This is a genomic window from Gilliamella sp. B3482 (assembly GCF_026536805.1).
In the GTDB taxonomy this organism is placed as follows: Bacteria; Pseudomonadota; Gammaproteobacteria; order Enterobacterales; family Orbaceae; genus Gilliamella; species Gilliamella apicola_E.
Genome location: NZ_JAFNNL010000007.1, coordinates 66261 through 87824, shown reverse-complemented (window position 1 = coordinate 87824; position 21564 = coordinate 66261). Strand labels below are relative to the sequence as shown.

Genomic DNA, 21564 nt, shown 5'->3' with positions numbered 1-21564 from the left:
CCTTAACGATGATATGGTTTAGTTAGTTTACGTTCTAACTGCTTTTGTAACCATGAATAGGCGACAACAGTTAGCCAGTAAACAATACCGACGGCTAAGTAAGTTTCAAAATAGAGAAAAGAATTAGCAGTTAACATTTTTCCTGCTGCTAATAATTCTTGTACCCCGACAAAAAATGCTACAGAAGAGTCTTTGAGTAGTGAAATAAACATATTCCCCGCATTCGGTAAAGCATTAATCATCGCTTGAGGTAATATAATTCCTCGATAAACCTGAATTGTACTTAATCCTGAGGTTAATCCTGCTTCTTTTTGTCCAAGATCAACCGAAGTTAAGCCAGCACGAAATATCTCGGCTAAATAAGCTGAATATTTTAAACTAAAACAGATAATAGCCGCCGTGGTTGCGCCTACCTGTTTCATAATTGGAAATATTTGTGGTAGGCCATAGTAAATAATAAACAGTAAAACGACAGATGGAATTCCACGAAATAAAGAAATAAACAGCGCCAAAAAAGAATCAATTACAATAATTTTATTGTTTCTAATCAAAGCAATAGCAAGCCCTAATATAGTGGCAAACACAAATGATATAATGGCAATAAAAAGTGTAACTGGTAGATAAGGTAATATCTGCGGGAATACACTAAAGAAATAGTTTATATTAAAATTCATGAGGTAATATCTTCACCAAAATATTTAATTGAAAGTTTTTTTAATGTTCCATTAACACGTAATTTTTCGATGGCTTGGTTAAATTTTTCTCGTAAAGCTTTACCTTTTTCATCCTTACTAAATGGGAAGGCAACTTGTTCAATAGTAATTGGTTCGCCCACTAATTTGAATGGTAGATTTTTTCGTTTAATTTCTGCCAATAAAATTGGTTTTGAATTGACATAACCATCGACTCTTTGAAATTCTGTATCATGCATTGCACCATCTCGAGTTTCATAGGTTTTGATCGTAATTTCGTTATTAGGAAATGCTTTTTTAAGATTATTAATATGGTTTGAACCAAGTACCCCTGCAATAGTTTTACCATTAAAATCAGTTAACTGATTAATATTGTTATTATCTTTGTGTGTAACAATTTGACTACCATAAAAACTATACGGCTGAGAAAAATCATATTTAGCTTGACGAGTTGGTGTAACTGCCACCGCATTTGCTACCGTATCTAAACGACCTGAGTCAAATTGGCCCATTAATCCACCAAATTCAGCAATTACCCATTCAACTTTAAAACCTAACTCATTGGCAATTGCTTCTGTGACTTCGACATCAAATCCAACTAACTTTCCATCTTGTTTATAACCATTCGGGTAACTTTGACCGGTTGAGCCTACTTTTATAATGTTTTGTTCCGCCGCCTGATTGTTTGATTGATTATCACAACCACTCAGGGTAATTAATAAAATAGCAGAAAACCATGTTATTATTTTTTTCATTATTGATGACTCCTCTTTTTCCATTCGGAATAGTTTTTGTGATTTAATATTTTTTTAAAATAAAGGGTAGTGTGATCACTGGTTAAATTTACTTGCCCTATTTGTTGATATCCTCTTTTGCGATATATATTGGCTAGCCATGGATGATTGGCTGCTGTACCTAAAGTTACGGCGGGAACCTTAAGTTGGTTAATTAAAACTTCTTTTTCAACCCAATCCCATAAAGCATTACCATAGCCTTGTCCTTTATAAATTGGATCTGTTGCAAACCAGCCTAAATGTGGTAATCCATAAGGTCCTGGGTTATTTCCCCATGGAAAACGTATGCTTAAGGTTGATATTAATTTATTGTCCTTTTCTATTATATAAACTGCATTCGAATCAATATGATGAATTATTTCTTCAGGTTCGACAGTAGCTGCTGCAAAATGAATGCCTAACTGTGACGTAGCTTGATATGCTCGGTGCAATAATTGTTGATATGCTGGAATATCGGAACAGCTGATTAAGCGAAAATTCATAATAATACTCCGCTTTGTTCCGCATATTTGATTACTTGGTCGACTTTTTGTGGTGCAGAACCCAGATAATTAATTGGATTTAACCAATTATCAAGTTCAGACTCGGTAAATTGTTCACTTAAACGTGGATCATCCAATAGGAGGGATTTAAATGGTCGGTTTTGTTCAAATGCTTGCATAGCATTTTCATAAATTAAATGGTGAGCAGTTTGTTTTCCTAATCGCTTGCCAATTTCGAACATTATTTTTTCTGATAACAGTAAGCCATTTTGTTTTTTTAAATTAGCTAACATTTGATCAGCATTGACTTTTAATCCTTTTAAAACAGCTAAAGCGGTTTGAAGTTGTGCTGAAATATAAAGATTAATTTCTGGCAGGGCAATCCATTCTGCCCGCCAGCTCATGGCATCACGTTCATGTTCAACTTTCATTGATTCATGAATAAGTGCCACACTTTTTAATAAAGGCGCGGTAAGACTCGCTAAACCTTCTAAGGCGGCTGGATTACGCTTATGAGGCATGGTAGTCGAACCAATTTTACCATCAGAAAATGGCTCTTCCACTTCATTAATTTCCGTTCGCATAAGGTTGTAAAATTCGTTACCAATTTTGCCAAGCGAACCGCTAATAAGAGCAATAACTGATGCGTATTCAGAAAAACGATCTCGTGCAGATTGCCAACCAATATTGGGTGTATTTAGTCCAAGTGAAGTTAATGCACGATTTTCCACTTGTGGACCTAATTCACCCATTGATGCATAAGTGCAAATAGCTCCGCTAATATTACCGACTAAAACTCTTTGTTTTATTTCAGATAAACGTTGTAAATGACGAACAAACTCGTCTAACCAAACCGCTAATTTAAAACCAAATGTTGTCGGTAATGCTTGCATACCATGGGTGCGACCTACCATGGGTAAATATTGATATTGTTTAGCCAACCGTTTTAATTGATGCGCAATTAATTTGGTATCCCGTTCAATTATATCAAATGACTGTTGTATCTGGAGAACAGTTGCGGTATCGACAATATCTTGGGTGGTTGCTCCATAATGAATGTATTGACCAGCATCACCTACTTGTTTTTGTAATGCGTTGATTGTTGACATCAGTGAATGTTTCGCTTTGGCTGCTTCTTGAGCAAGTTGTTCAAGTGATAATTTTGATGCATCAGCTTTGGCAATAATTGCATCAGCAACGTCAGCAGGAATTACACCTAATTCACCTTGAGCTTTTGCTAAAGCTACTTCTACTTTTACTTGCTTTTCTAAGCGATTTTGTTCAGACCATATTTGGCGCATTTCGCTAGTGCCAAAATTATTGCCTAAAATTAAAAAATCTAAAATATGTGATGCCACAAAACCGTCCTCAATGAAAATTAAATAAATTGATAGCAATTATTATTAATTATTGATTTAACGTCTAATAGCTAGTTTTCCTAAATATATAACTAAAAGGAATAATGGAATGAATGACACGACTCTTTATCGAGTTTAAAAAGAGTGTTATTTAGCAAAAAATTTTGAGGAGAGGCTTTTTTAGATTGATAATATAAATTATTTAATAATATTCAAATGGTTGATGGGGATATCAATTCAGGACAAAACATAATTTAGATAGAGCTTATAAAAAAATTCTTATTGTTAATATATCGAATACATTGGTGATTAAAATTTAAATTAATTGCTAATGTATTCGACTATTACTAGAAATATTTTATTAAACTTGAGGTTTATAATACTTCGACAATTGATTCACAAAGTCTAGACATATTATCGATAGTCATTCCCGCAACATTGATGCGACCTGAATTAACCATATAGATACCATACTCATCACGCAATTTTATTACCTGTTCTTCACTTAAACCACTAAATGAGAACATACCATTTTGTTTAGCAATAAAGCTGAAGTCTTGGTTAGCACTTTTATCTTGTAGTGTTTTTACAAATAACTGTCGCATACGATGAATGCGTTGTCGCATACTGGTTAATTCGTCAATCCACTCTTCTTTTAGCTCATCATTATTTAAAATATAAGAGACAATTTTTGCGCCATGTGCTGGTGGATTAGAGTAATTGGCTCTAATAATAGTTTTTACTTGACTAAATGCTCGATCGGCAATTTCGCTATCAGCAGCAATTAAAGTAAATGCCCCAACACGTTCATTATAAAGTCCAAAGTTTTTTGAGTAAGAACTAGCAATTAGGAGTTCTGGTTGGTTATTGGCAAATAGTCTAAGTCCATATACATCTTCTTCTATTCCTTGTCCAAATCCTTGATAAGCTAAGTCGAATAGTGGTAACCAACCGTTTTTTAACGCTAATTCCGAAATAGCTTGCCATTGTTCAGGCGTTGGATCGATACCAGTTGGGTTGTGGCAGCAGCCATGAAATAGTACCGCATCACCAGCGACAACTTGACTTAAATCAGTCATTAAACCATCAAAATCTAGGTCTCGCGTTAATGGATTGTAGTAACGATATTCACGAACTTCTAAGCCTGCGGTTTGAAATACGCTACGATGATTAGGCCAAGATGGATTACTTATCCATACTCGTTTTACTTTGGTACGTCGAGATAAAAAATCAGCCATAATTCGTAATGCACCAGTGCCTCCAGGTGCTTGAGCTGTTCTAGCTCGTTGATTTTCAGTACCAAATAGTAGAATTTGGGTAGCATCATTAAATGAGTTAAGACCATCAATTGGTAAATAACTTTTTGTGATTTCATCATTTAAAATCAGATGCTCAGCTTTTTTTACACTTTCTAAAATAGGTGTTTTGGTCGTCTCGTCTTTATAAACACCAACACTTAAATTGATTTTGTTAGTGCGTTCGTCCTTGTTATAAAGATCCGCTAAACCTAAAATGGGATCTGCAGGCGCTGCTAATAAATATTCAAACATAATATACCTATTTCTTTTTTTGAGCTTCAATGCATTATATACACATTGTTTGGCAAGTTACAATTTCGTTAACAATCAGGCTTCGAAGCAATAATTTTACCACTATTGGTGTTTTCAAATACAAATTGTTAACTTTCAATTTTAAGTTTTTCAAGAAATGATTTTAAATCAGGTGCCAATGTGATTAATTGTCCTGTTATTAAATTTTCTTTAACAATTTCAGCAGTTAAATTATTTATTGCAATAATTTCAGTGTCCTTATTAGTTGAGCCAATAAAAAGAGTCGGATGGCGTTTTAATTTTTTTTGCTGTGATAAATGCGCAATTAAATTCTGCTCTAAATTAGAGAAGTCGTCATCACTCCATGGTTGAAGTAAAATTACATCAATATCGGCAAACTTTGCAGCCATATTAGCCGCATATTGTGTGCCATAATAAATATGAGTGCTTTGATGTATTTTTATATTAATTACTTGTTCAACGATGGTTAAATTTCTTGGTGGAATAAGTAAATAAGGCTGCCAATAAACAATAAGATTTTCGGTTTTTGTAATACAAGGAGAAGGTAATGAATGTAACTCTTCACTTTTGGGTGCACCATCAAATTGAGCAATCCAACGATGGGTAAAATCAATTAAGGCAATTTTTTCAGGTAATTCCATAGATAAATATTCGTTCATTTTGTAAGCAAATCTAAATTATATTATACGGATAAAATTGGGATATGCACCTGTGTTAATGTTAGGTTTGTAAATTACTAAAATAGGTCATAAAACTATCAGTAATGATGTAGAAAATTTAGACAAAATCAAATTTAGAAAACTAGCGACTAATGCTGCATTTTATTATACTTTTAGCCTATTTTATTGAGCGTTTAAAATTAATACTTAATTGTTTATAAAATAATCACTTTAATTTACTTGCTATCCTCTGCTGAAACGTGAATAATAGACAAGGATAATTTATCCTTGTAATGCAGCAATGGCGTTAGACATTACAGTTTGTCAAAATAAAATAGCGTAAGTAGAATTATTATAATTAATTAATATGTTTATTTTAAACAATCATATAAAGATTTAGTGGTTTGTTAAATTGTAGAAATTTGCAAACTCATCATTGAAATAATATCAATAATTGTATGTTTAGTGGTGTTCAAAAAGTATATAAGTGTTTTGAATGTAATATTACCTCTAAAAATGTATTGATGTTGTATATACGGATTTCACATAAAATAATAACAAAAATAACATAAATAAAATAATGAAATACTGTATACAAAATATTAAGTTAAGTACTATTGTTTATCATTGTTAAAATAAGCATTTATTAATAATAAGATTCTACCTACAGTTAATTTAGATTAATGAAGAGTGTAGAATAATGAAAAGAATGCTAATCAATGCAACCCAGCAAGAAGAGCTGCGAGTTGCCCTTGTTGATGGCCAACGCTTGTATGATTTAGATATCGAAAGCCTTGGTCACGAACAAAAAAAAGCCAATATATATAAAGGCAAAATCACTAAAATCAACCCTAGTTTAGAAGCCGCTTTTGTTTCATATGGTGGTGAGCGAGATGGTTTTTTACCATTAAAAGAGATCGCAGAAAGCTATTTCCCTTCAAATATTTCTGGTCGGCGTAGTATTAAACATCTGCAAGAAGGCCAAGAAGTCCTTATCCAAATTGAAAAAGAGATTCGTGGTAAAAAAGGTGCTGCTTTAACGACTTATATCAGTTTAGCCGGTAGCTATTTAGTATTAATGCCAAATGACCCAAGAGCAGGTGGGGTTTCGCGCCGTATTGAGGGAGAAGAGCGTGCAGATCTAAAAAGAGTTATCGATGCACTAGAAAAACCAAAGGGCATGGGTGTAATAGCTAGAACAGCGGGTGTTGGTAAAAGCCAAGAAGAGTTACAACAGGATTTAAATGCGTTAGTTAATTATTGGACAGCGATTCAAAATGAGTCAAAAAATCATCCAGCACCAAGCTTAATTCATAAAGAAAGTGATATTATTACTCGAGCATTTCGTGATTATTTACGTGATGATGTGGGTGATATTCTTATTGATAATCCAAAAGTACTGGAAATTGCCAAAAAACGATTAGCTGATTTAGGCCGAGTTGAATATGTTAGTCGTCTTAAACTTTATGAAGGTGATGTACCATTATTTAATCATTTCCAGATCGAAGGTCAGATTGAATCGGCATTCCAACGGGAAGTTCGCTTACCATCTGGTGGTTCGATTGTTATTGATGCAACAGAAGCATTAACTGCGATCGATATTAACTCTGCTAAATCTATTCGTGGTAGCGATATTGAAGAGACTGCATTTAATACTAATCTTGAAGCGGCAGAAGAGATTGCTCGCCAATTACGATTACGTGATTTAGGTGGCTTGATTGTTATCGACTTTATTGATATGACGCCAATTCGTAATCAACGCGAAGTGGAAAATCGCTTAAAAGAAGCGATGAAAACAGATCGAGCAAGAATTCAAACCACCCGTATTTCCCGTTTTGGTTTGCTTGAAATGTCTCGTCAACGTTTAAGCCCATCTCTACGTGAAGCAACTCATCATATATGCCCTCGTTGTCAAGGAACTGGTACAGTTCGTGATAATAATTCATTATCGCTTTCAATTCTTCGCTTAATTCAAGAAGAGGCGATGAAAGATAATACTGTTCAAATTGATGTGATTGTGCCAGTACCAATTGCTAGTTATTTGCTTAACGAAAAGCGTCGTGCGATTAATAATATCGAAAGAATGCATCCGGATGTTAAAATCGTCATTGCTGGCGATGAAGAAATGGAAACACCACTTTATAAAGTGATTCGTAAACGTACTGGTGAAGAGACAGATGTATTAAGCTACAATTTACCTAAACTAATCCGTGAGCTTGAAGAGGAAGAAGAAGATCAAGTCGCTGAACTAGTGGTAGAGCAAGCTGTATTATCTGGTCCTAAAGTAGAAGCGAGTAAAGCATCTAAAGCGAAAAGTGAACCGAAAAAAGTTGAAAAATCTAGTGGCTTATTTGGTGGTTTATTTAAGAAAATCCGTCAGTTATTTGTTTCCGAAAAGGTAGAACCTAAACCGGAAGTTAAGCCTCAATCAAATAAAAAACGAGATAATCAACGCTCAAACAATCGACGTCAGCGTAATAATCGTAACAATTCAGCTGCAAATAATAATGTTGCAACTGATGAAGTTAAAGAGACTACACGTTCTAATCGTCGTACAAAACAAAATAATAATTCATCTAATGCCGCGAATAATATTAAAGCTGATAAAGTCGATAATGAGGTTGCACAACCACCTAAACAAAAAGAAGCGAAACCAAGACGTCAACAGCGTGCATTAACGAAGAGTGTTCGTGTTAAAAATAGTGATGTACCTGCTCAAGCTGAAAAAGTGTGTATTCCTACTTTATTATTGCCGGTTATTGTTCCTGAAACAGGCGATAATGCTGCAACTAGCGATTCACAACCGAAGCGTCAACGAAGAGCATCTCGTCATTTGCGTATGAATACACCACGGACTAAACGACGCGGTAAAAATAGCGAACTAAAACAGTCTGCAATGCCATTGCAATTTGCTGCTGCGTCATTAGAGCTTGCATTAGGTCGTGTATCGGTTGATTATAGTCAAGTTAGTCATGATGAATCGTGTGGTCCTGTTCCAGTGATCCCTTCACTTTTATTACCAATCGTAATTAAAGATGATGTAGACATCACAAAAAACGTAGTTGCTAGTGGATCTCAATCAAATATCACAACTCAAGCCAATATTGAAAAATCACCTACAACTCAGGTAACAACAGAATCTACAGCTGATTCTGCAGCGGGTTATTCATCATCAATAATGACTAAGGCTCCAGCTCCGGACTATGTGGAATCTGATAGTGGAATAAAAACACGAGAAGAGTTGGATTATCGTTATGACGGTAAAGGTAATGCTGGTGGATTAAGTGCTCAAGATCATGCTTATGCCGCAGCAAGTAAACCGGTCATACCTGAATAGCAGATAACTAAAACAACAGTGATGGATATCACTGTTGTTTTTACTCATAATAAAGATAAACAATGATTATCTATATTTTAAAAAAAATAGTGACGTTTTCATTTATTATCTGCGTACTTGCTCAGATCAGCTTTTGTCTGGTCTATTTTGATCCTCAATCTATTTTTAGTGATTTAACTTTTGTTGATGCCTATAATGCTTTTTTTAAACAATTACTAGAAGGTCAATTTAGATTAGCATCAGGTGAAACTTTACCGTTTTTAGATACCTTATTAACAACGTTTGAACTTTGTATTTTAGCATTGCTTGTAGCTTTACTTATTGGATTACCTTTGGGTATTTTTCTAGGTTTAAGTAATATAAATTGGTTGAATACTACCATTCGTTTAGGCTGTTTAATCTTTTATTCTTGCCCGATTGTTATGCTCGCAACAATTGTAATGTTTTATCTTTCCTCGACAATGCCGATTTCAATGAACTTTGATATCGCACCATCAGTAACCGGTAGTTCTTTGCTAGATATTTTAATTTCATCAAGGCCAGATAAATTCACTGCATTGTTAGATCAGCTTCACTATTTATTTTTGCCAACAATTATTTTAGCTATTCAACCAAGTATTATGACCATTCAACTAGTTAGTGAAAATGTCAAAAATACTTCAAGACAAAATTATATTAAAATGGCAATTATCCGGGAACGTTCACCGTTTAAAGTGTTACGTCGACATTTATTACCAAATTCAATTCCGGCAACAATTCCACAATTGACATATAACACCACGACTTTATTATTTTTAACTATGGTTATTGAAATTTTATTCAATCGAGTTGGTTTAGGCCAATGGGTGATGATGGCTTATCGTAACCATAATTATTTTATTATTGCGATAGCAATTCTTGCGTGTGGAACAGTAATTAGTTTATTGACTTTATTAGGTGAGATAACAGCTATCGCTATTTATCCATTACGTCATAAGGAACATTATGTCTAGGATAATTTTGTTAGGTAAGCGAATAAATTCATGTTTCCAAAGACTTCATAGCAATTTATACCTGATCATAAGTTTTTATGGGGTTTTAGCAATTGCTTTTATTGCATTATCAACCAAATGGCTTTTCCATGCTCACTTGAACCCTATCTATGCAACTTCATTGCCTCCTGCTTGGTGGCCTAATGGAGATATTAATCACATATTAGGAACAACTGATCAAGGGCAAGATATTTTTGATTACTTATTAATTGGTTATCGGTCAACCATTTCAATGACTTTAAAAGCGGTTTTTTATGTCATCATAATCGGTGGAGTGATTAACTATTTAATGTTTTTTGTTTCATTTATTAGGCCTTTTATTTTATTTATTTTTAGATTTTTTATGGTCGTTCCGCCATTACTTGGTGTAATTGTTATTAGCTTGTTATTGGAAGATGATATTACCAATATTTTAATTGTGATTGGTTTATCCTATTCACCGCGCTTCATTTATAATATCCATCAACGTGTTATTAAGGAATGGAATAAAACCTATATTACTGCGTATCGACTCGATGGATTATCCTCATTTTCTATCTTAAATCATTATATTATCCCTAATATTTTACCCGTTTATTTGGCTGAAATTGTTTCATTATTTGGTTCAGTTATTTTAGCGATAACAACAATTACCTTTTTGGGTTTTGCTAATGATTTTTCTCGGCCAGATTTAGGCATGATGATGTTTAAGATGAAAGATATGATGGATGTTAATTTGCTTGCTTTTTTAGCTCCGGGTATTGCTGTGTCTACTACAATTACTTTGGTTTATTTATTCAATTTTGGATTATTTGGCCAGCGAGTAGGACATTAATTATGGCATTATTAGACATTCGTAATTTAACTATTGAGTTTATTACTGCTGATGGCCTTTTACGCGCAATTGATCGCGTGAATTTGAAGCTGTCTGAAGGCGAAATTCGAGGTCTAGTTGGCGAGTCTGGTTCTGGTAAAAGCCTTATTGCTAAAGCTATATTAGGTGTGACAAATCATAATTGGAAAATATCTGCTGATCGTTTTCATTTTAATGATATCGATTTACTTAAATTGACACCAAAACAACGTCGAAAAGTCATCAGTGACCATATTTCGATGATTTTCCAAGAACCGCAGTCCTGCTTGGATCCCTCAATGAAAATAGGGCAACAGTTAATCGAGGCTATCCCACGAAGAACCTTTAAAGGACATTGGTGGCAGCGTCTATTTTGGCGTAAACATCGAGCTGTTGAATTATTACATCGTGTTGGAATTAAAGATCATAAAGAAATCCTTAAATCATATCCTTTTGAATTAACGGAAGGTGAATGTCAAAAAGTGATGATTGCAATTGCATTAGCAAACCAACCTAAATTACTTATTGCAGATGAACCAACTAATGCTATGGAAGCAACAACTGAAGCGCAAATCTTCAGGTTATTAGCGAGTATGAATCAGAATATGGGGACGACTATTTTACTTATTAGTCATGATTTACAAATGGTTACTCGCTGGACAGATCGTATCAATGTCCTTTATTGTGGACAAACCGTTGAGGTTGCGGATAGTGAAGATTTAATAAAATCGCCTTATCATCCTTATACTCAGGCATTAATTTATGCCATACCTGATTTTGGTAAAGCCATGCCACATAAAAGTCCATTGAACACGTTACCAGGGGTTATCCCATCATTGGAGCATTTACCTATTGGTTGTCGATTAGGGCCACGTTGTCCTTATGCTCAAAAAAAATGTATCCAAGCACCTGAACTTACTCTGATAAAGGATCATTCTGTGGCTTGCCATTTTCCATTAAATACTGATGAGTAAATATAGGAATAGTTAATGAACCCAATATTAAAAGTCCGAAATTTATCAAAACGATTTAAAATTCCTAAAGGGCTCTTTGGTCATTTACAAATTGATGCAGTTAAACCATTGTCGTTCTCGCTCAACGAAGGTAAAACACTCGCCATTATAGGACAAAATGGTTCAGGAAAATCGACACTAGCCAAAATGCTGGTGGGTATGATAAAACCAGATAGTGGGGATATTTGGATTGACGGTAATAAAGTTGAATATGGTGATTTTGTCCATCGGTCACAACTTATTAGAATGATATTTCAACATGTTGAAAGCTCTTTTGACCCAAGACTTCGTATTGGTCAATTACTTGAAATTCCACTTAAACGCAATAGCAATTATAGCGCTCTTGAACGAGAAAAATTGATTAGTGATGTTTTAAAACAAGTAGGCTTACTGCCTGAACATGCTTCTTATTATCCATCAGTGATGGCTGCGGGGCAAAAACAACGCGTCGCATTGGCTAGGGCCTTAATTCTGAAACCCAAAGTTATTATTCTCGATGAAGCTTTAGCTGCGTTAGATATTTCAATGCGTTCACAGATTGTTAATTTGATGTTGTCTTTACAAGAAGAACAGAATATTTCTTATGTCTATGTAACACAAGATATTGGTATGATGAAACATATCAGTGACCAAATTTTAGTTATGCATAATGGTGATTTAGTTGAATATGGTAATACTGCTGAAGTCTTAGCTTCGCCATTAAGCGAAATCACACAAAAACTGATTAATAGCTATTTTGGTGAGGCTTTAACCGCAGATACTTGGCGGACCGATACTCGAATCATTTAAATTTTATTTTTACTATTTATATTACTATCATCACACTTATTTGTTAATTCATATAATCTGCTATTGTTCTGATTTTGTTTAAAATATTATATCTATTTTTTCTAACAAAACGCTCGACAATCTTACTAAAAAACACTATATTTAGCTATATGGATTTCTAGACGTCTATTTGAAATGTTATAAAAAGTAATTAATAGGAGCTTTTAATATGCCTATATGTATTCCAGATTCATTACCGGCAGTAGATGTGTTACGTAATGAAAATGTATTTGTGATGACTTCAACTCGTGCTAATACTCAAGAAATTCGTCCACTAAAGCTTCTCTTCTTAAATTTAATGCCTAAAAAGATCGAAACTGAAAATCAGTTTTTACGTTTGCTTTCCAATTCATCTTTACAAGTCAATATTCAACTCTTGCGTATTGATCAACGTGAATCCAAAAATACCCCTGTAGAGCATTTAAATAGCTTTTATTGTGATTTTGAAGATATTCGTGAGCAGAATTTTGATGGTCTTATCATAACTGGCGCACCATTAGGTAAAGTCGCATTTTCAGATGTAGTGTATTGGCCAAAATTAGCTGAAATAATTACTTGGGCTAAAGATCATGTTACTTCAACAATGTTTGTTTGCTGGGCTGTACAAGCTGCATTAAATGTACTCTATGATATGCCAAAATTTACTCGCTCACAAAAATTGTCAGGCGTCTATCAACATCAAATCATACAACCTAATGCACTTTTAACTCGAGGTTTTGACGATACTTTTTTAGCGCCACATTCACGTAATGCTGATTTTCCAATAGATAAAATTAAAAGTTATACTGATTTGACGATTTTAGCTGAATCAGATTTAACCGGTCCATATTTGATGGCAACTGCGGATAAACGTATGGCTTTTGTAACAGGGCATCCAGAATATGACTCCTTCACCTTAGCTAATGAATATAATCGAGATTTGAAAGCAGGAATAAATCCGGAAATTCCTTACAACTATTTCCCTGAAAATAACCCAAATTTAACGCCAAAAGCCACATGGCGAAGCCATGCATATTTATTATTTAGTAACTGGCTCAATTATTATGTTTATCAATTAACACCATTTGATTTAACAACTCGCAATTTGACAATTGATTAAATGGGAAAGTGAATAAATTTATAAACTAGATACCTACTGGTAAGAAAGTTTGCTTAATTACCAGTAGATAGAATTTTTCAACTAACTTAATTTGAAAGAATAAATCCTTATCTTGCATCATGTTATCCATAGTTATATCATGGTTAATAGTGCTATATTAATTAAGGAATAAGTTATGTTAAAGTCAATTGATCCAACTACCACTTCCGCTTGGAAGGCCCTTCAAGCTAGTTATCAAAAGCATCATAATAAAACGATTGCTCAAATTCTAAAAGATGAGCCTAACAGAGTTGAAAAGTTAAGTATTCATTTTGAAGATGACTTTTTGGTTGATCTTTCAAAAAATCGTTTAACGCAAGAAACATTAGAAGTACTTTATAAACTTGCCGATGAATGTGATTTGAATGGTGCTATTAAGGCAATGTATAGCGGTGAAAAAATTAATCGTACCGAAAATAGAGCCGTTTTACATATTGCGCTTCGTAATGTATCAAATTCACCAATTTATGTTGATGGTAAAAATGTTATGGATGACGTCAATGCTGTGCTGGCTAAGATGGAATCCTTTAGTAAAAAAATTATTAGTGGTGAATGGAAAGGCTATACTGGTAAAGCGATTACCGATGTAGTTAATATCGGAATTGGAGGTTCAGATTTAGGACCAGTGATGATTACCGAAGCATTACGGCCTTATAAAAACCATCTAACTATGCATTTTGTTTCTAATGTCGATGGTACTCACATTGTTGAAGCTTTAAAAGGTTTAAATCCAGAAACAACACTATTTTTAGTTGCATCAAAGACCTTTACAACTCAAGAAACCATGACTAATGCACAAACCGCTCGTCAATGGTTACTTGATGCTGCAAAAGATGATAAAGCTGTTGCGCTTCACTTTGTAGCTTTATCAACCAATGCCAAAGAAGTAGAAAAATTTGGTATTGATACTGCCAATATGTTTGAGTTTTGGGATTGGGTTGGTGGTCGTTATTCTTCTTGGTCTGCAATCGGTTTATCAATTGTACTTTCAATTGGTTTTGAAAACTTTAAACAGTTTTTAGCTGGTGGACATGCGATGGATAAACATTTCCAAAGCACACCAATTGAAAAAAATATCCCAACATTACTTGCTTTAATTGGGATTTGGTACAATAACTTCTATGGTGCAGAAACCGAGGCAATTTTACCTTATGATCAATATATGCATCGCTTTGCTGCTTATTTTCAGCAAGGAAATATGGAATCAAATGGTAAAAGTGTTGATCGTAATGGCAATAAAACTACTTATACAACAGGTCCTATTATTTGGGGTGAACCAGGGACAAATGGTCAACATGCGTTTTATCAATTAATTCACCAAGGTACTAAACTTATTCCTTGTGATTTTATTGCACCGGCAATTAGTCATAATCCAGTTGGCGATCATCATCCTAAATTGCTTTCTAACTTTTTTGCTCAAACAGAAGCTTTAGCCTTTGGTAAGACTGCACAACAAGTAGAACAAGAGTTTCTTGCTGCTGGTAAAAAGCTTGATGAAGTTAAATCTATTGTTCCATTTAAAGTTTTTGAAGGCAATAAACCGACTAACTCTATTTTAGTGAAAAAAATCACACCGTACACTTTAGGCGCATTGGTGGCGATGTATGAGCACAAAATCTTCACGCAAGGCGTTATTTTAAATATCTTTAGCTTCGATCAGTGGGGGGTTGAATTGGGTAAACAGTTAGCTGGTCGCATTTTACCTGAACTTGCTGATGATAAACCAGTCAGCTCGCATGATGAATCAACCAACAGCTTGATTAATCAATACAAAAAATGGCGTTAAACGAATTATTTGAACTCTATGTTTGATTATTCTCAATAAAAAACCTTCAGTGAAAACTGAAGGTTTTTTTATGAGTAGTAACTTTGCGCGATGTTATTTTTTAACACGCATAATTGGTGTTTTACCTGCCTCAACTGAGCCGGATAACTTAGTTAATTCAACAACAGTTTCCATATTAGATATTACAACTGGTGTTAACACTGATTTGGCTTTACTTTCAAGTAAAGGCAGATCGATTTCGATGATAGTATCTCCAATTTTAACTTGTTGTCCTTCTTCGGCAACTCGTGTAAAACCTTCACCTTTTAATTCCACCGTATCTATACCGAAATGAACAAAAAGTTCGATACCTTCATCTGATTCAATAGCAAATGCATGATTGGTTTCAAAAATTTTACCAATTTTACCATTTAATGGTGCTACAATTTTATTACCAGAAGGTTTTATAGCAACACCATCACCAACGATTTTTTCTGCAAAAACTACATCTGGCACATCTTCGATCTTAACGATTTCACCACTAAGAGGTGCAATAATTTCGATGCTATTTTTGTTATCATCAGATACAAATTGCTTTATTTTATCGAATAAACCCATCATTGCCTCCTAACAAATTTGCTTTTCAGCAGTATATTTTTCAATTAAATCGGTTATTTCTTTGGCTGTTGCTTTTTCAAGAACAGTATCAGCAAATTTCTTCGCTTCTTCATAATTAGTATTACGAATTAATTTTTTGATTTTAGGAATTGATACCGCACTCATACTGAACTCATCAAGTCCCATACCTAGTAATAAAATTGTTGCTCTTTCATCACCAGCAAGCTCTCCACACATTCCTGTCCATTTACCTTCTTTGTGAGAAGCATCGATTACATTTTTAATCAATGTTAATACTGATGGTGAAAGTGGATTATAAAGATGTGAAATAAGCTCATTACCACGGTCAACAGCAAGTGTATATTGGGTTAAGTCGTTAGTTCCAATACTAAAGAAATCAACTTCTTTAGCTAAATGTCTAGCAATAACCGCAGCGGCTGGTGTTTCGATCATCACACCAATTTCAATGCTTTTATCAAATGCTTTACCTTCAGATGTTAATTGTTCTTTAAGGATATTAATTTCAGATTTTAGAATACGAATTTCTTCTACCGAAATAATCATTGGGAACATAATACGCAATTTACCAAATGCAGAAGCACGTAAGATTGCTCGTAACTGTGTATGTAGTATTTCTTTACGATCTAAACAGATACGAATTGCTCGCCAACCTAAGAATGGATTTTCTTCTTTTGGTAAATGCATATATGGTACATCTTTGTCACCACCGATATCCATTGTACGAACAATAACTGATAGGCCATTAGTTGATTCAGCAACTTCTTTATATGCTTTGAATTGTTCATCTTCATTAGGATAAGCTTCACGATCCATGAATAAGAATTCTGTACGATAAAGCCCAACACCTTCATAACCATTACGATCTGCTCCAGCAATATCACGAACAGTACCAATATTTGCACAAATTTCTACTTGATGACCATCAAGTGTAACAGCTGGTAGATCTTTTAATTTTGCTAACTCTTCTTTATCAGCAAGATATTTTGTTTGTACTTGTTTTAGTTTTTCTTGAGTTGCGTGATCTGGATTAATATAGATAGCATTGTTGATTGCATCTAAAATAACAAAATCACCTTGTTTGATTTCTTGTGTTGCATTAGATGTTCCTACGATTGCTGGAATTTCTAATGAACGAGCCATGATTGAAGTATGTGAAGTACGACCACCCGCATCAGTGATGAAACCTAACACCATATCTAAATTTAATTGAGCAGTTTCAGATGGTGTTAAATCAGTTGCAACTAAAATACAAGGTTGGCTAATAGCACTTAGATCAACAATTTCGATGCCTAAAATATTTTTTAGCAATCGTTTACCAATATCACGGATATCGGCAGCACGTTCTTTTAGATATTCATCATCTAAATTTTCTAACTCTTTTGCTTGGGTTTCAAATACAGATTGGACAGCTGCATCAGCACTTGAGTGTTTACTTTTGATGCGTGAAATAACTTCTTGTTCAAGATCTTCATCTTCAAGAAGCATGATATGACCTTCAAAAATAGCAGCTTTATCTTCACCTAAAGTGGTTTTAGCTCGTTCCATGATCGCATGTAATTGTTCGCTTGATTTTTCACGTGCTTCTTTAAACCGATCAATTTCAGCGTCAATTTTGTTATCAAGAATTTGCCTATTATTAATAACAATAGGTTCTTCTTTTAATAATAGCGCTTTTGCAAAAGCGATACCTGGGGAAACAAGTATACCTGATACCATAACATTTAATCCTTATCTAATATTAAAACCGTTCAACGCTAACATGGGAGTATTATTCCAATTCAGGAATTAATTTTACTAAATGAGTTACTGCTTCTTTTTCATCTTCACCTTCGGCTGAAATAGTAATAGTTGTACCTTGAGTTAAGCCTAATGTTTGTAATTTAAATAAGCTTTTAGCACTTGCACTTTTTCCATTTGATGTGACAGTAATTTCAGAATTGAAGTTTTTAGCTTCCTTTACAAATTGTGCAGCAGGGCGGGTATGAAGACCGTTCGATGCAGTAATGGTTACATCTTGCTTGTACATAATTATTTTACTCCCAAAAATATATTTGTTCATGCGACAATATAAATAAAAACAGCTTGAAAGGCTAGTAAGATTTCACGGATATGTGACAATTAGTCAATCTTATTAGCGATACTTTACAAAGTAAGCTGAAATATTTATTAATATCGGTAAATTCGAGTGACTCTATCACTACATTTTTTAAATTCAACCTGACCGTGAATTCCTCGTTTGATATTTTCAAATACCATCTCTTCGCTACCATCTAGTTGTGAGGCACGGATCTCGTCTCGGCAGAAAGCTTCAAACTTATCAAGTTCTTGTTCTCCATTGCCTAACTGATAATCTTTAGGTAAGTCTTGGCTGGTTATATAGGTATTATTCTGTACATCAAGAACAATCACACCTTTATTTTTCAGCCATGAACTACAAGCAGTTAACGATATAACTATATATAGTGATGTTAAAATTAATCTAAAAATGTTCAAAATAATTCCTTTATAAAGCACAATAACCTGTTTATTATTTACAGCTAGGCACAAATTATATACTAATAATGAGTGAAAGTGCAGAGGGATGTATTTTCACTATTATTATAAACTAATAAGGTGGAGTTAATGACTAATACCAAGATTTATGACGAGCTTAATCGTCAACTTATCCAAAATAAAGTTGGCATAACTGCAGCTGAATTACATGGATTCTTATCTGGCTTATTAGCTGGAGGAAATCATGACGAAAGTTGGAGAGTGTTAGTTCAAGACATGTTGAATGATGGGCAAAAAATAGCTGAACCTTTAAATAAGGAAGTGGAAGAATTATATCATATAACTAAACAACAATTTATTGATGAAGATTTTGAGTTCCAACTTCTACTTGGTGAGCAAGATTTGTTTACGCAAATTGACGATTTAGTGGGATGGGTAAATCATTTTTTATTGGGTATTGGTTTAGTTCAACCAAAACTTAATCGAGTTAAAGGTGATGTGGGTGAAGCAATATATGATCTAAGACAAATAGCTAAACTCGGTTATGATGAAGATGAAGATCAGCAAGAACTGGGCTTTGCATTTGAAGAGATCAAAGAATACGTTCGCATTACGGCGATGTTATGTTTTGATGAATTTAATGAACCCGATATCACACCAACAATTCACTAATATTCAATATTACTGATTATCAAGGTAAACGCTATGATAGATATTCAGACCAAGACAGAACTGCTAGATCGGCGAAATAAATTATTGGCTCAGATGGAGCCAAATAGCATTGCCTTATTTTTTGCTTCGCCAGAAGTTAAACGAAGTAATGATACCCACTACCCTTATAGACAAGATAGTGACTTTTGGTATTTTACTTTTTTTGCAGAGCCAGAAGCGCTTTTGGCAATAATTAAACAACAAGACGGTCAAGGACGATATATTTTATTTAATCGCAAGAAAGATCCTTTAGCCGAAACATGGACTGGCTACCGCTTAGGCCAGCAAGAGGCATTAACAAAGATTTTAGTCGATGAGGCTTATCTTTTCGATGATATAGAGAGTGTTTTACCAAATTTAATAAATGGAAAAAAAGCAATTTATTATGCAGACCAACTATATGATTATGCTGACGAGATAATTAAGAAAGCAATCAATACATTACGGCAAGGTGCTCGATTCAAACTTTCTGCGCCGAGTACAGTTATTGATTGGCGACCAATTGTTCATGAAATGCGAATGTTTAAGTCTGAATATGAAATGGCTCTTTTACGTAAAGCGTGCGAAATCAGTGCTCAAGCACATATTCGGGCAATGCAAAAATGCCAGGCTAATTGGTATGAATATCAATTAGAAGCTGAAATATTACATGAGTTTGCATGGCATGGCGCTCGATGGCCGTCATATAATACTATTGTTGGCGGAGGTAATAATGGTTGTATATTGCATTATGAAAATAATAGCGACACGCTCAAAGATGGCGATTTAGTCTTAATTGATGCAGGTTGTGAATATCATTATTATGCAGGTGATATTACTCGAACATTTCCGATTAATGGTAAATTTAGTCAAGCACAACTCGAAATATATAACATTGTGTTAACTGCGCAATGTACAGCTATCAAATTATTGAAACCAGGCACCTCAATATCATTAGTTAATCAAAAAATTATTCGGATTATGGTTGAAGGATTAGTTAAGCTTGGAATTATGCAAGGTGATGTTGAAACATTGATTACAAACAAAGCTTATTTAGCATTCTATATGCATGGATTAGGTCACTGGTTAGGTATTGATGTGCATGATGTTGGCAGTGATCGTGATCGCATACTCGCTCCGGGTATGGTCTTAACCGTTGAGCCTGGACTTTATATTAATAAAGATGCTGATGTGCCAGAATGTTATAAAGGTATTGGGATTCGTATCGAAGATAATATTTTGGTTACCGAAGCTGGCAACGAAATTTTAACCTCAACGGTACCTAAACAACCGCAGGAAATTGAACTTTTAATGCAAAAGAATAGATAAACTATTTATCAACTAAGCACTAATTGAATTATAAAATTAGTGCTTTTACAGTTTTTTATTTAATAATAGTTATTGATTGAGGAATGAGTGATTAATTGCTTCCTAAGCTAATTGAACTATCACGATTGAAAACAATTTTTATTTTGAGATCTTTTCCAGCAATCGGCTTATATTTCCACATTTTCATTGCAGAGATAACCGAGCGATTAAAAATATTATTAGGTTGGGCTTCAATAATCCTAATATTTTCAACGCGACCTTCACTAGTTACATCAAACATAGCAACAACATAACCTTCTAAGCGCATATCTAGTGCTCTTCGAGGATATTCTGGTCGATTACGACTAATTGGAGAGGGATTACCAGAATATTGTCGATTATCAGATACTTTAGGAGCTACTGAAGTATTTGCTATATTATCACTTACCACATCTTGTCTAACTTGTTGACGAGATGATTTTTGTGTCGGTGGTTTTTTCTTATTTGGTTTAGGTTTAACAATAACTGGTTTATCTGGCTCTGTTGCTGGTTTTTTTTGTTCTATTTCAGGTGTAGGTTCCGGAATCTTTTCTTCAACGACTTCTGGCTCTACGACTGGTTCTTCAATTGGTTTATTGTCAATGATTTCACTGTTTTCAGCACCTTTGATTTCAGGTGTTTCTTCAACCAATGATTGTTCCGGAGCTGCTAACTGAGTAAGGTCAATCATAACAGCTTTAATTGAATTATCACCTTCATCAACAACGATATTATTTGCAAACAGTGCAGAGCTGAACAATAATCCAAATAAAAATAAATGTGATATTACAGAGATCGATGTATATATATAGGCATCCTTTTGCTTATTAGAAGCAGGTGATTGCGGCTCTTTTTCGTTGTTGATATCTATATCAAAGTTGATCTTCATAACAGT

20 protein-coding genes are annotated in these 21564 nt (G+C 34.2%); 9 read left to right on the top strand and 11 right to left on the bottom strand.

Going from position 1 to position 21564, the window contains the following annotated elements; genetic code table 11:
- Window positions 1-2 precede the first annotated feature (2 nt).
- The 6 genes from J3U18_RS10820 to syd form a co-directional block, all read right to left on the bottom strand.
- Window positions 3-674, bottom strand: coding sequence for an amino acid ABC transporter permease (locus J3U18_RS10820; protein WP_065735246.1), 672 nt, complete (start codon window positions 672-674; stop codon window positions 3-5).
- Complete coding sequence (locus J3U18_RS10815; RefSeq protein ID WP_267354044.1) at window positions 671-1447, bottom strand: amino acid ABC transporter substrate-binding protein; 777 nt, start codon at window positions 1445-1447, stop codon at window positions 671-673. Before J3U18_RS10815 ends, J3U18_RS10820 begins: the two co-directional genes overlap by 4 nt.
- The gene (locus tag J3U18_RS10810) at window positions 1447-1968 is read right to left on the bottom strand and encodes a GNAT family N-acetyltransferase (RefSeq protein WP_267354042.1); all 522 of its coding nucleotides are present in this window, start codon (window positions 1966-1968) and stop codon (window positions 1447-1449) included. Before J3U18_RS10810 ends, J3U18_RS10815 begins: the two co-directional genes overlap by 1 nt.
- A complete protein-coding gene (purB, locus tag J3U18_RS10805) occupies window positions 1965-3326 on the bottom strand; it encodes an adenylosuccinate lyase (protein ID WP_065561775.1) in 1362 nt (453 codons plus the stop codon). Before purB ends, J3U18_RS10810 begins: the two co-directional genes overlap by 4 nt.
- 374 nt (window positions 3327-3700) lie before the next feature.
- Window positions 3701-4876, bottom strand: coding sequence for an aromatic amino acid transaminase (locus J3U18_RS10800; RefSeq protein WP_267354039.1), 1176 nt, complete (start codon window positions 4874-4876; stop codon window positions 3701-3703).
- A gap of 128 nt (window positions 4877-5004) precedes the next feature.
- A complete protein-coding gene (syd, locus tag J3U18_RS10795) occupies window positions 5005-5556 on the bottom strand; it encodes a SecY-interacting protein (protein WP_267354037.1) in 552 nt (183 codons plus the stop codon).
- Window positions 5557-6256: 700 nt separating this feature from the next.
- On the opposite strand from syd, the gene rne reads away from it, so the two are divergent.
- From rne to pgi, 7 genes are all read left to right on the top strand, one after another.
- Complete coding sequence (gene rne / locus J3U18_RS10790) at window positions 6257-8893, top strand: ribonuclease E (protein ID WP_267354035.1); 2637 nt, start codon at window positions 6257-6259, stop codon at window positions 8891-8893.
- Window positions 8894-8955: 62 nt separating this feature from the next.
- Window positions 8956-9885, top strand: coding sequence for an ABC transporter permease subunit (locus J3U18_RS10785; protein WP_267354033.1), 930 nt, complete (start codon window positions 8956-8958; stop codon window positions 9883-9885).
- Complete coding sequence (locus tag J3U18_RS10780) at window positions 9878-10738, top strand: ABC transporter permease subunit (RefSeq protein WP_065735240.1); 861 nt, start codon at window positions 9878-9880, stop codon at window positions 10736-10738. The genes J3U18_RS10785 and J3U18_RS10780 overlap by 8 nt, the downstream gene beginning before the upstream one ends.
- A 2-nt stretch (window positions 10739-10740) precedes the next feature.
- A complete protein-coding gene (sapD, locus tag J3U18_RS10775; protein ID WP_220225517.1) occupies window positions 10741-11730 on the top strand; it encodes a putrescine export ABC transporter ATP-binding protein SapD in 990 nt (329 codons plus the stop codon).
- 15 nt (window positions 11731-11745) lie between these two features.
- A complete protein-coding gene (locus J3U18_RS10770) occupies window positions 11746-12558 on the top strand; it encodes an ATP-binding cassette domain-containing protein (protein WP_065561782.1) in 813 nt (270 codons plus the stop codon).
- Window positions 12559-12766: 208 nt separating this feature from the next.
- Window positions 12767-13696 (top strand): homoserine O-acetyltransferase MetA, encoded by a 930-nt coding sequence (metA, locus tag J3U18_RS10765; protein WP_065561783.1) that lies wholly within the window; start codon window positions 12767-12769, stop codon window positions 13694-13696.
- A 175-nt stretch (window positions 13697-13871) separates the two neighbouring features.
- A complete protein-coding gene (pgi, locus tag J3U18_RS10760) occupies window positions 13872-15521 on the top strand; it encodes a glucose-6-phosphate isomerase (protein ID WP_267354031.1) in 1650 nt (549 codons plus the stop codon).
- Window positions 15522-15614: 93 nt separating this feature from the next.
- Here the strand turns inward: pgi and crr are convergent, their stop codons facing one another.
- From crr to J3U18_RS10740, 4 genes are all read right to left on the bottom strand, one after another.
- Window positions 15615-16118, bottom strand: a complete 504-nt coding sequence (crr, locus tag J3U18_RS10755; protein WP_065561785.1) for a PTS glucose transporter subunit IIA — start codon at window positions 16116-16118, stop codon at window positions 15615-15617.
- A 9-nt stretch (window positions 16119-16127) separates the two neighbouring features.
- A complete protein-coding gene (ptsI, locus tag J3U18_RS10750; protein ID WP_065561786.1) occupies window positions 16128-17855 on the bottom strand; it encodes a phosphoenolpyruvate-protein phosphotransferase PtsI in 1728 nt (575 codons plus the stop codon).
- 52 nt (window positions 17856-17907) lie between these two features.
- Window positions 17908-18165, bottom strand: a complete 258-nt coding sequence (gene ptsH / locus J3U18_RS10745) for a phosphocarrier protein Hpr (protein ID WP_065561787.1) — start codon at window positions 18163-18165, stop codon at window positions 17908-17910.
- Window positions 18166-18305: 140 nt separating this feature from the next.
- Window positions 18306-18632: a hypothetical protein gene (locus tag J3U18_RS10740; RefSeq protein ID WP_065561788.1), complete on the bottom strand. Its 327-nt coding sequence runs from the start codon at window positions 18630-18632 to the stop codon at window positions 18306-18308.
- Between the two features lie 129 nt (window positions 18633-18761).
- On the opposite strand from J3U18_RS10740, the gene J3U18_RS10735 reads away from it, so the two are divergent.
- Window positions 18762-19304, top strand: coding sequence for a YecA family protein (locus tag J3U18_RS10735; RefSeq protein WP_267354029.1), 543 nt, complete (start codon window positions 18762-18764; stop codon window positions 19302-19304).
- A 33-nt stretch (window positions 19305-19337) separates the two neighbouring features.
- Entirely contained in the window at window positions 19338-20651 is a 1314-nt protein-coding gene (pepP, locus tag J3U18_RS10730; protein WP_065735226.1) for a Xaa-Pro aminopeptidase, read from the top strand.
- Between the two features lie 91 nt (window positions 20652-20742).
- Here the strand turns inward: pepP and J3U18_RS10725 are convergent, their stop codons facing one another.
- Complete coding sequence (locus J3U18_RS10725; RefSeq protein WP_267337661.1) at window positions 20743-21558, bottom strand: TonB family protein; 816 nt, start codon at window positions 21556-21558, stop codon at window positions 20743-20745.
- Between the last annotated feature and the right edge of the window lie 6 nt (window positions 21559-21564).

Bases quoted from the DNA above. Each gene is read 5' to 3' on its own strand.
- J3U18_RS10820 (WP_065735246.1), bottom strand. From the start codon at position 674: ATGAATTTTAATATAAACTATTTCTTTAGTGTATTCCCGCAGATATTA.
- J3U18_RS10815 (WP_267354044.1), bottom strand. From the start codon at position 1,447: ATGAAAAAAATAATAACATGGTTTTCTGCTATTTTATTAATTACCCTG.
- J3U18_RS10810 (WP_267354042.1), bottom strand. From the start codon at position 1,968: ATGAATTTTCGCTTAATCAGCTGTTCCGATATTCCAGCATATCAACAA.
- J3U18_RS10800 (WP_267354039.1), bottom strand. From the start codon at position 4,876: ATGTTTGAATATTTATTAGCAGCGCCTGCAGATCCCATTTTAGGTTTA.
- syd (WP_267354037.1), bottom strand. From the start codon at position 5,556: ATGAACGAATATTTATCTATGGAATTACCTGAAAAAATTGCCTTAATT.
- rne (WP_267354035.1), top strand. From the start codon at position 6,257: ATGAAAAGAATGCTAATCAATGCAACCCAGCAAGAAGAGCTGCGAGTT.
- J3U18_RS10785 (WP_267354033.1), top strand. From the start codon at position 8,956: ATGATTATCTATATTTTAAAAAAAATAGTGACGTTTTCATTTATTATC.
- J3U18_RS10780 (WP_065735240.1), top strand. From the start codon at position 9,878: ATGTCTAGGATAATTTTGTTAGGTAAGCGAATAAATTCATGTTTCCAA.
- sapD (WP_220225517.1), top strand. From the start codon at position 10,741: ATGGCATTATTAGACATTCGTAATTTAACTATTGAGTTTATTACTGCT.
- J3U18_RS10770 (WP_065561782.1), top strand. From the start codon at position 11,746: ATGAACCCAATATTAAAAGTCCGAAATTTATCAAAACGATTTAAAATT.
- metA (WP_065561783.1), top strand. From the start codon at position 12,767: ATGCCTATATGTATTCCAGATTCATTACCGGCAGTAGATGTGTTACGT.
- pgi (WP_267354031.1), top strand. From the start codon at position 13,872: ATGTTAAAGTCAATTGATCCAACTACCACTTCCGCTTGGAAGGCCCTT.
- crr (WP_065561785.1), bottom strand. From the start codon at position 16,118: ATGGGTTTATTCGATAAAATAAAGCAATTTGTATCTGATGATAACAAA.
- ptsI (WP_065561786.1), bottom strand. From the start codon at position 17,855: ATGGTATCAGGTATACTTGTTTCCCCAGGTATCGCTTTTGCAAAAGCG.
- ptsH (WP_065561787.1), bottom strand. From the start codon at position 18,165: ATGTACAAGCAAGATGTAACCATTACTGCATCGAACGGTCTTCATACC.
- J3U18_RS10735 (WP_267354029.1), top strand. From the start codon at position 18,762: ATGACTAATACCAAGATTTATGACGAGCTTAATCGTCAACTTATCCAA.
- pepP (WP_065735226.1), top strand. From the start codon at position 19,338: ATGATAGATATTCAGACCAAGACAGAACTGCTAGATCGGCGAAATAAA.
- J3U18_RS10725 (WP_267337661.1), bottom strand. From the start codon at position 21,558: ATGAAGATCAACTTTGATATAGATATCAACAACGAAAAAGAGCCGCAA.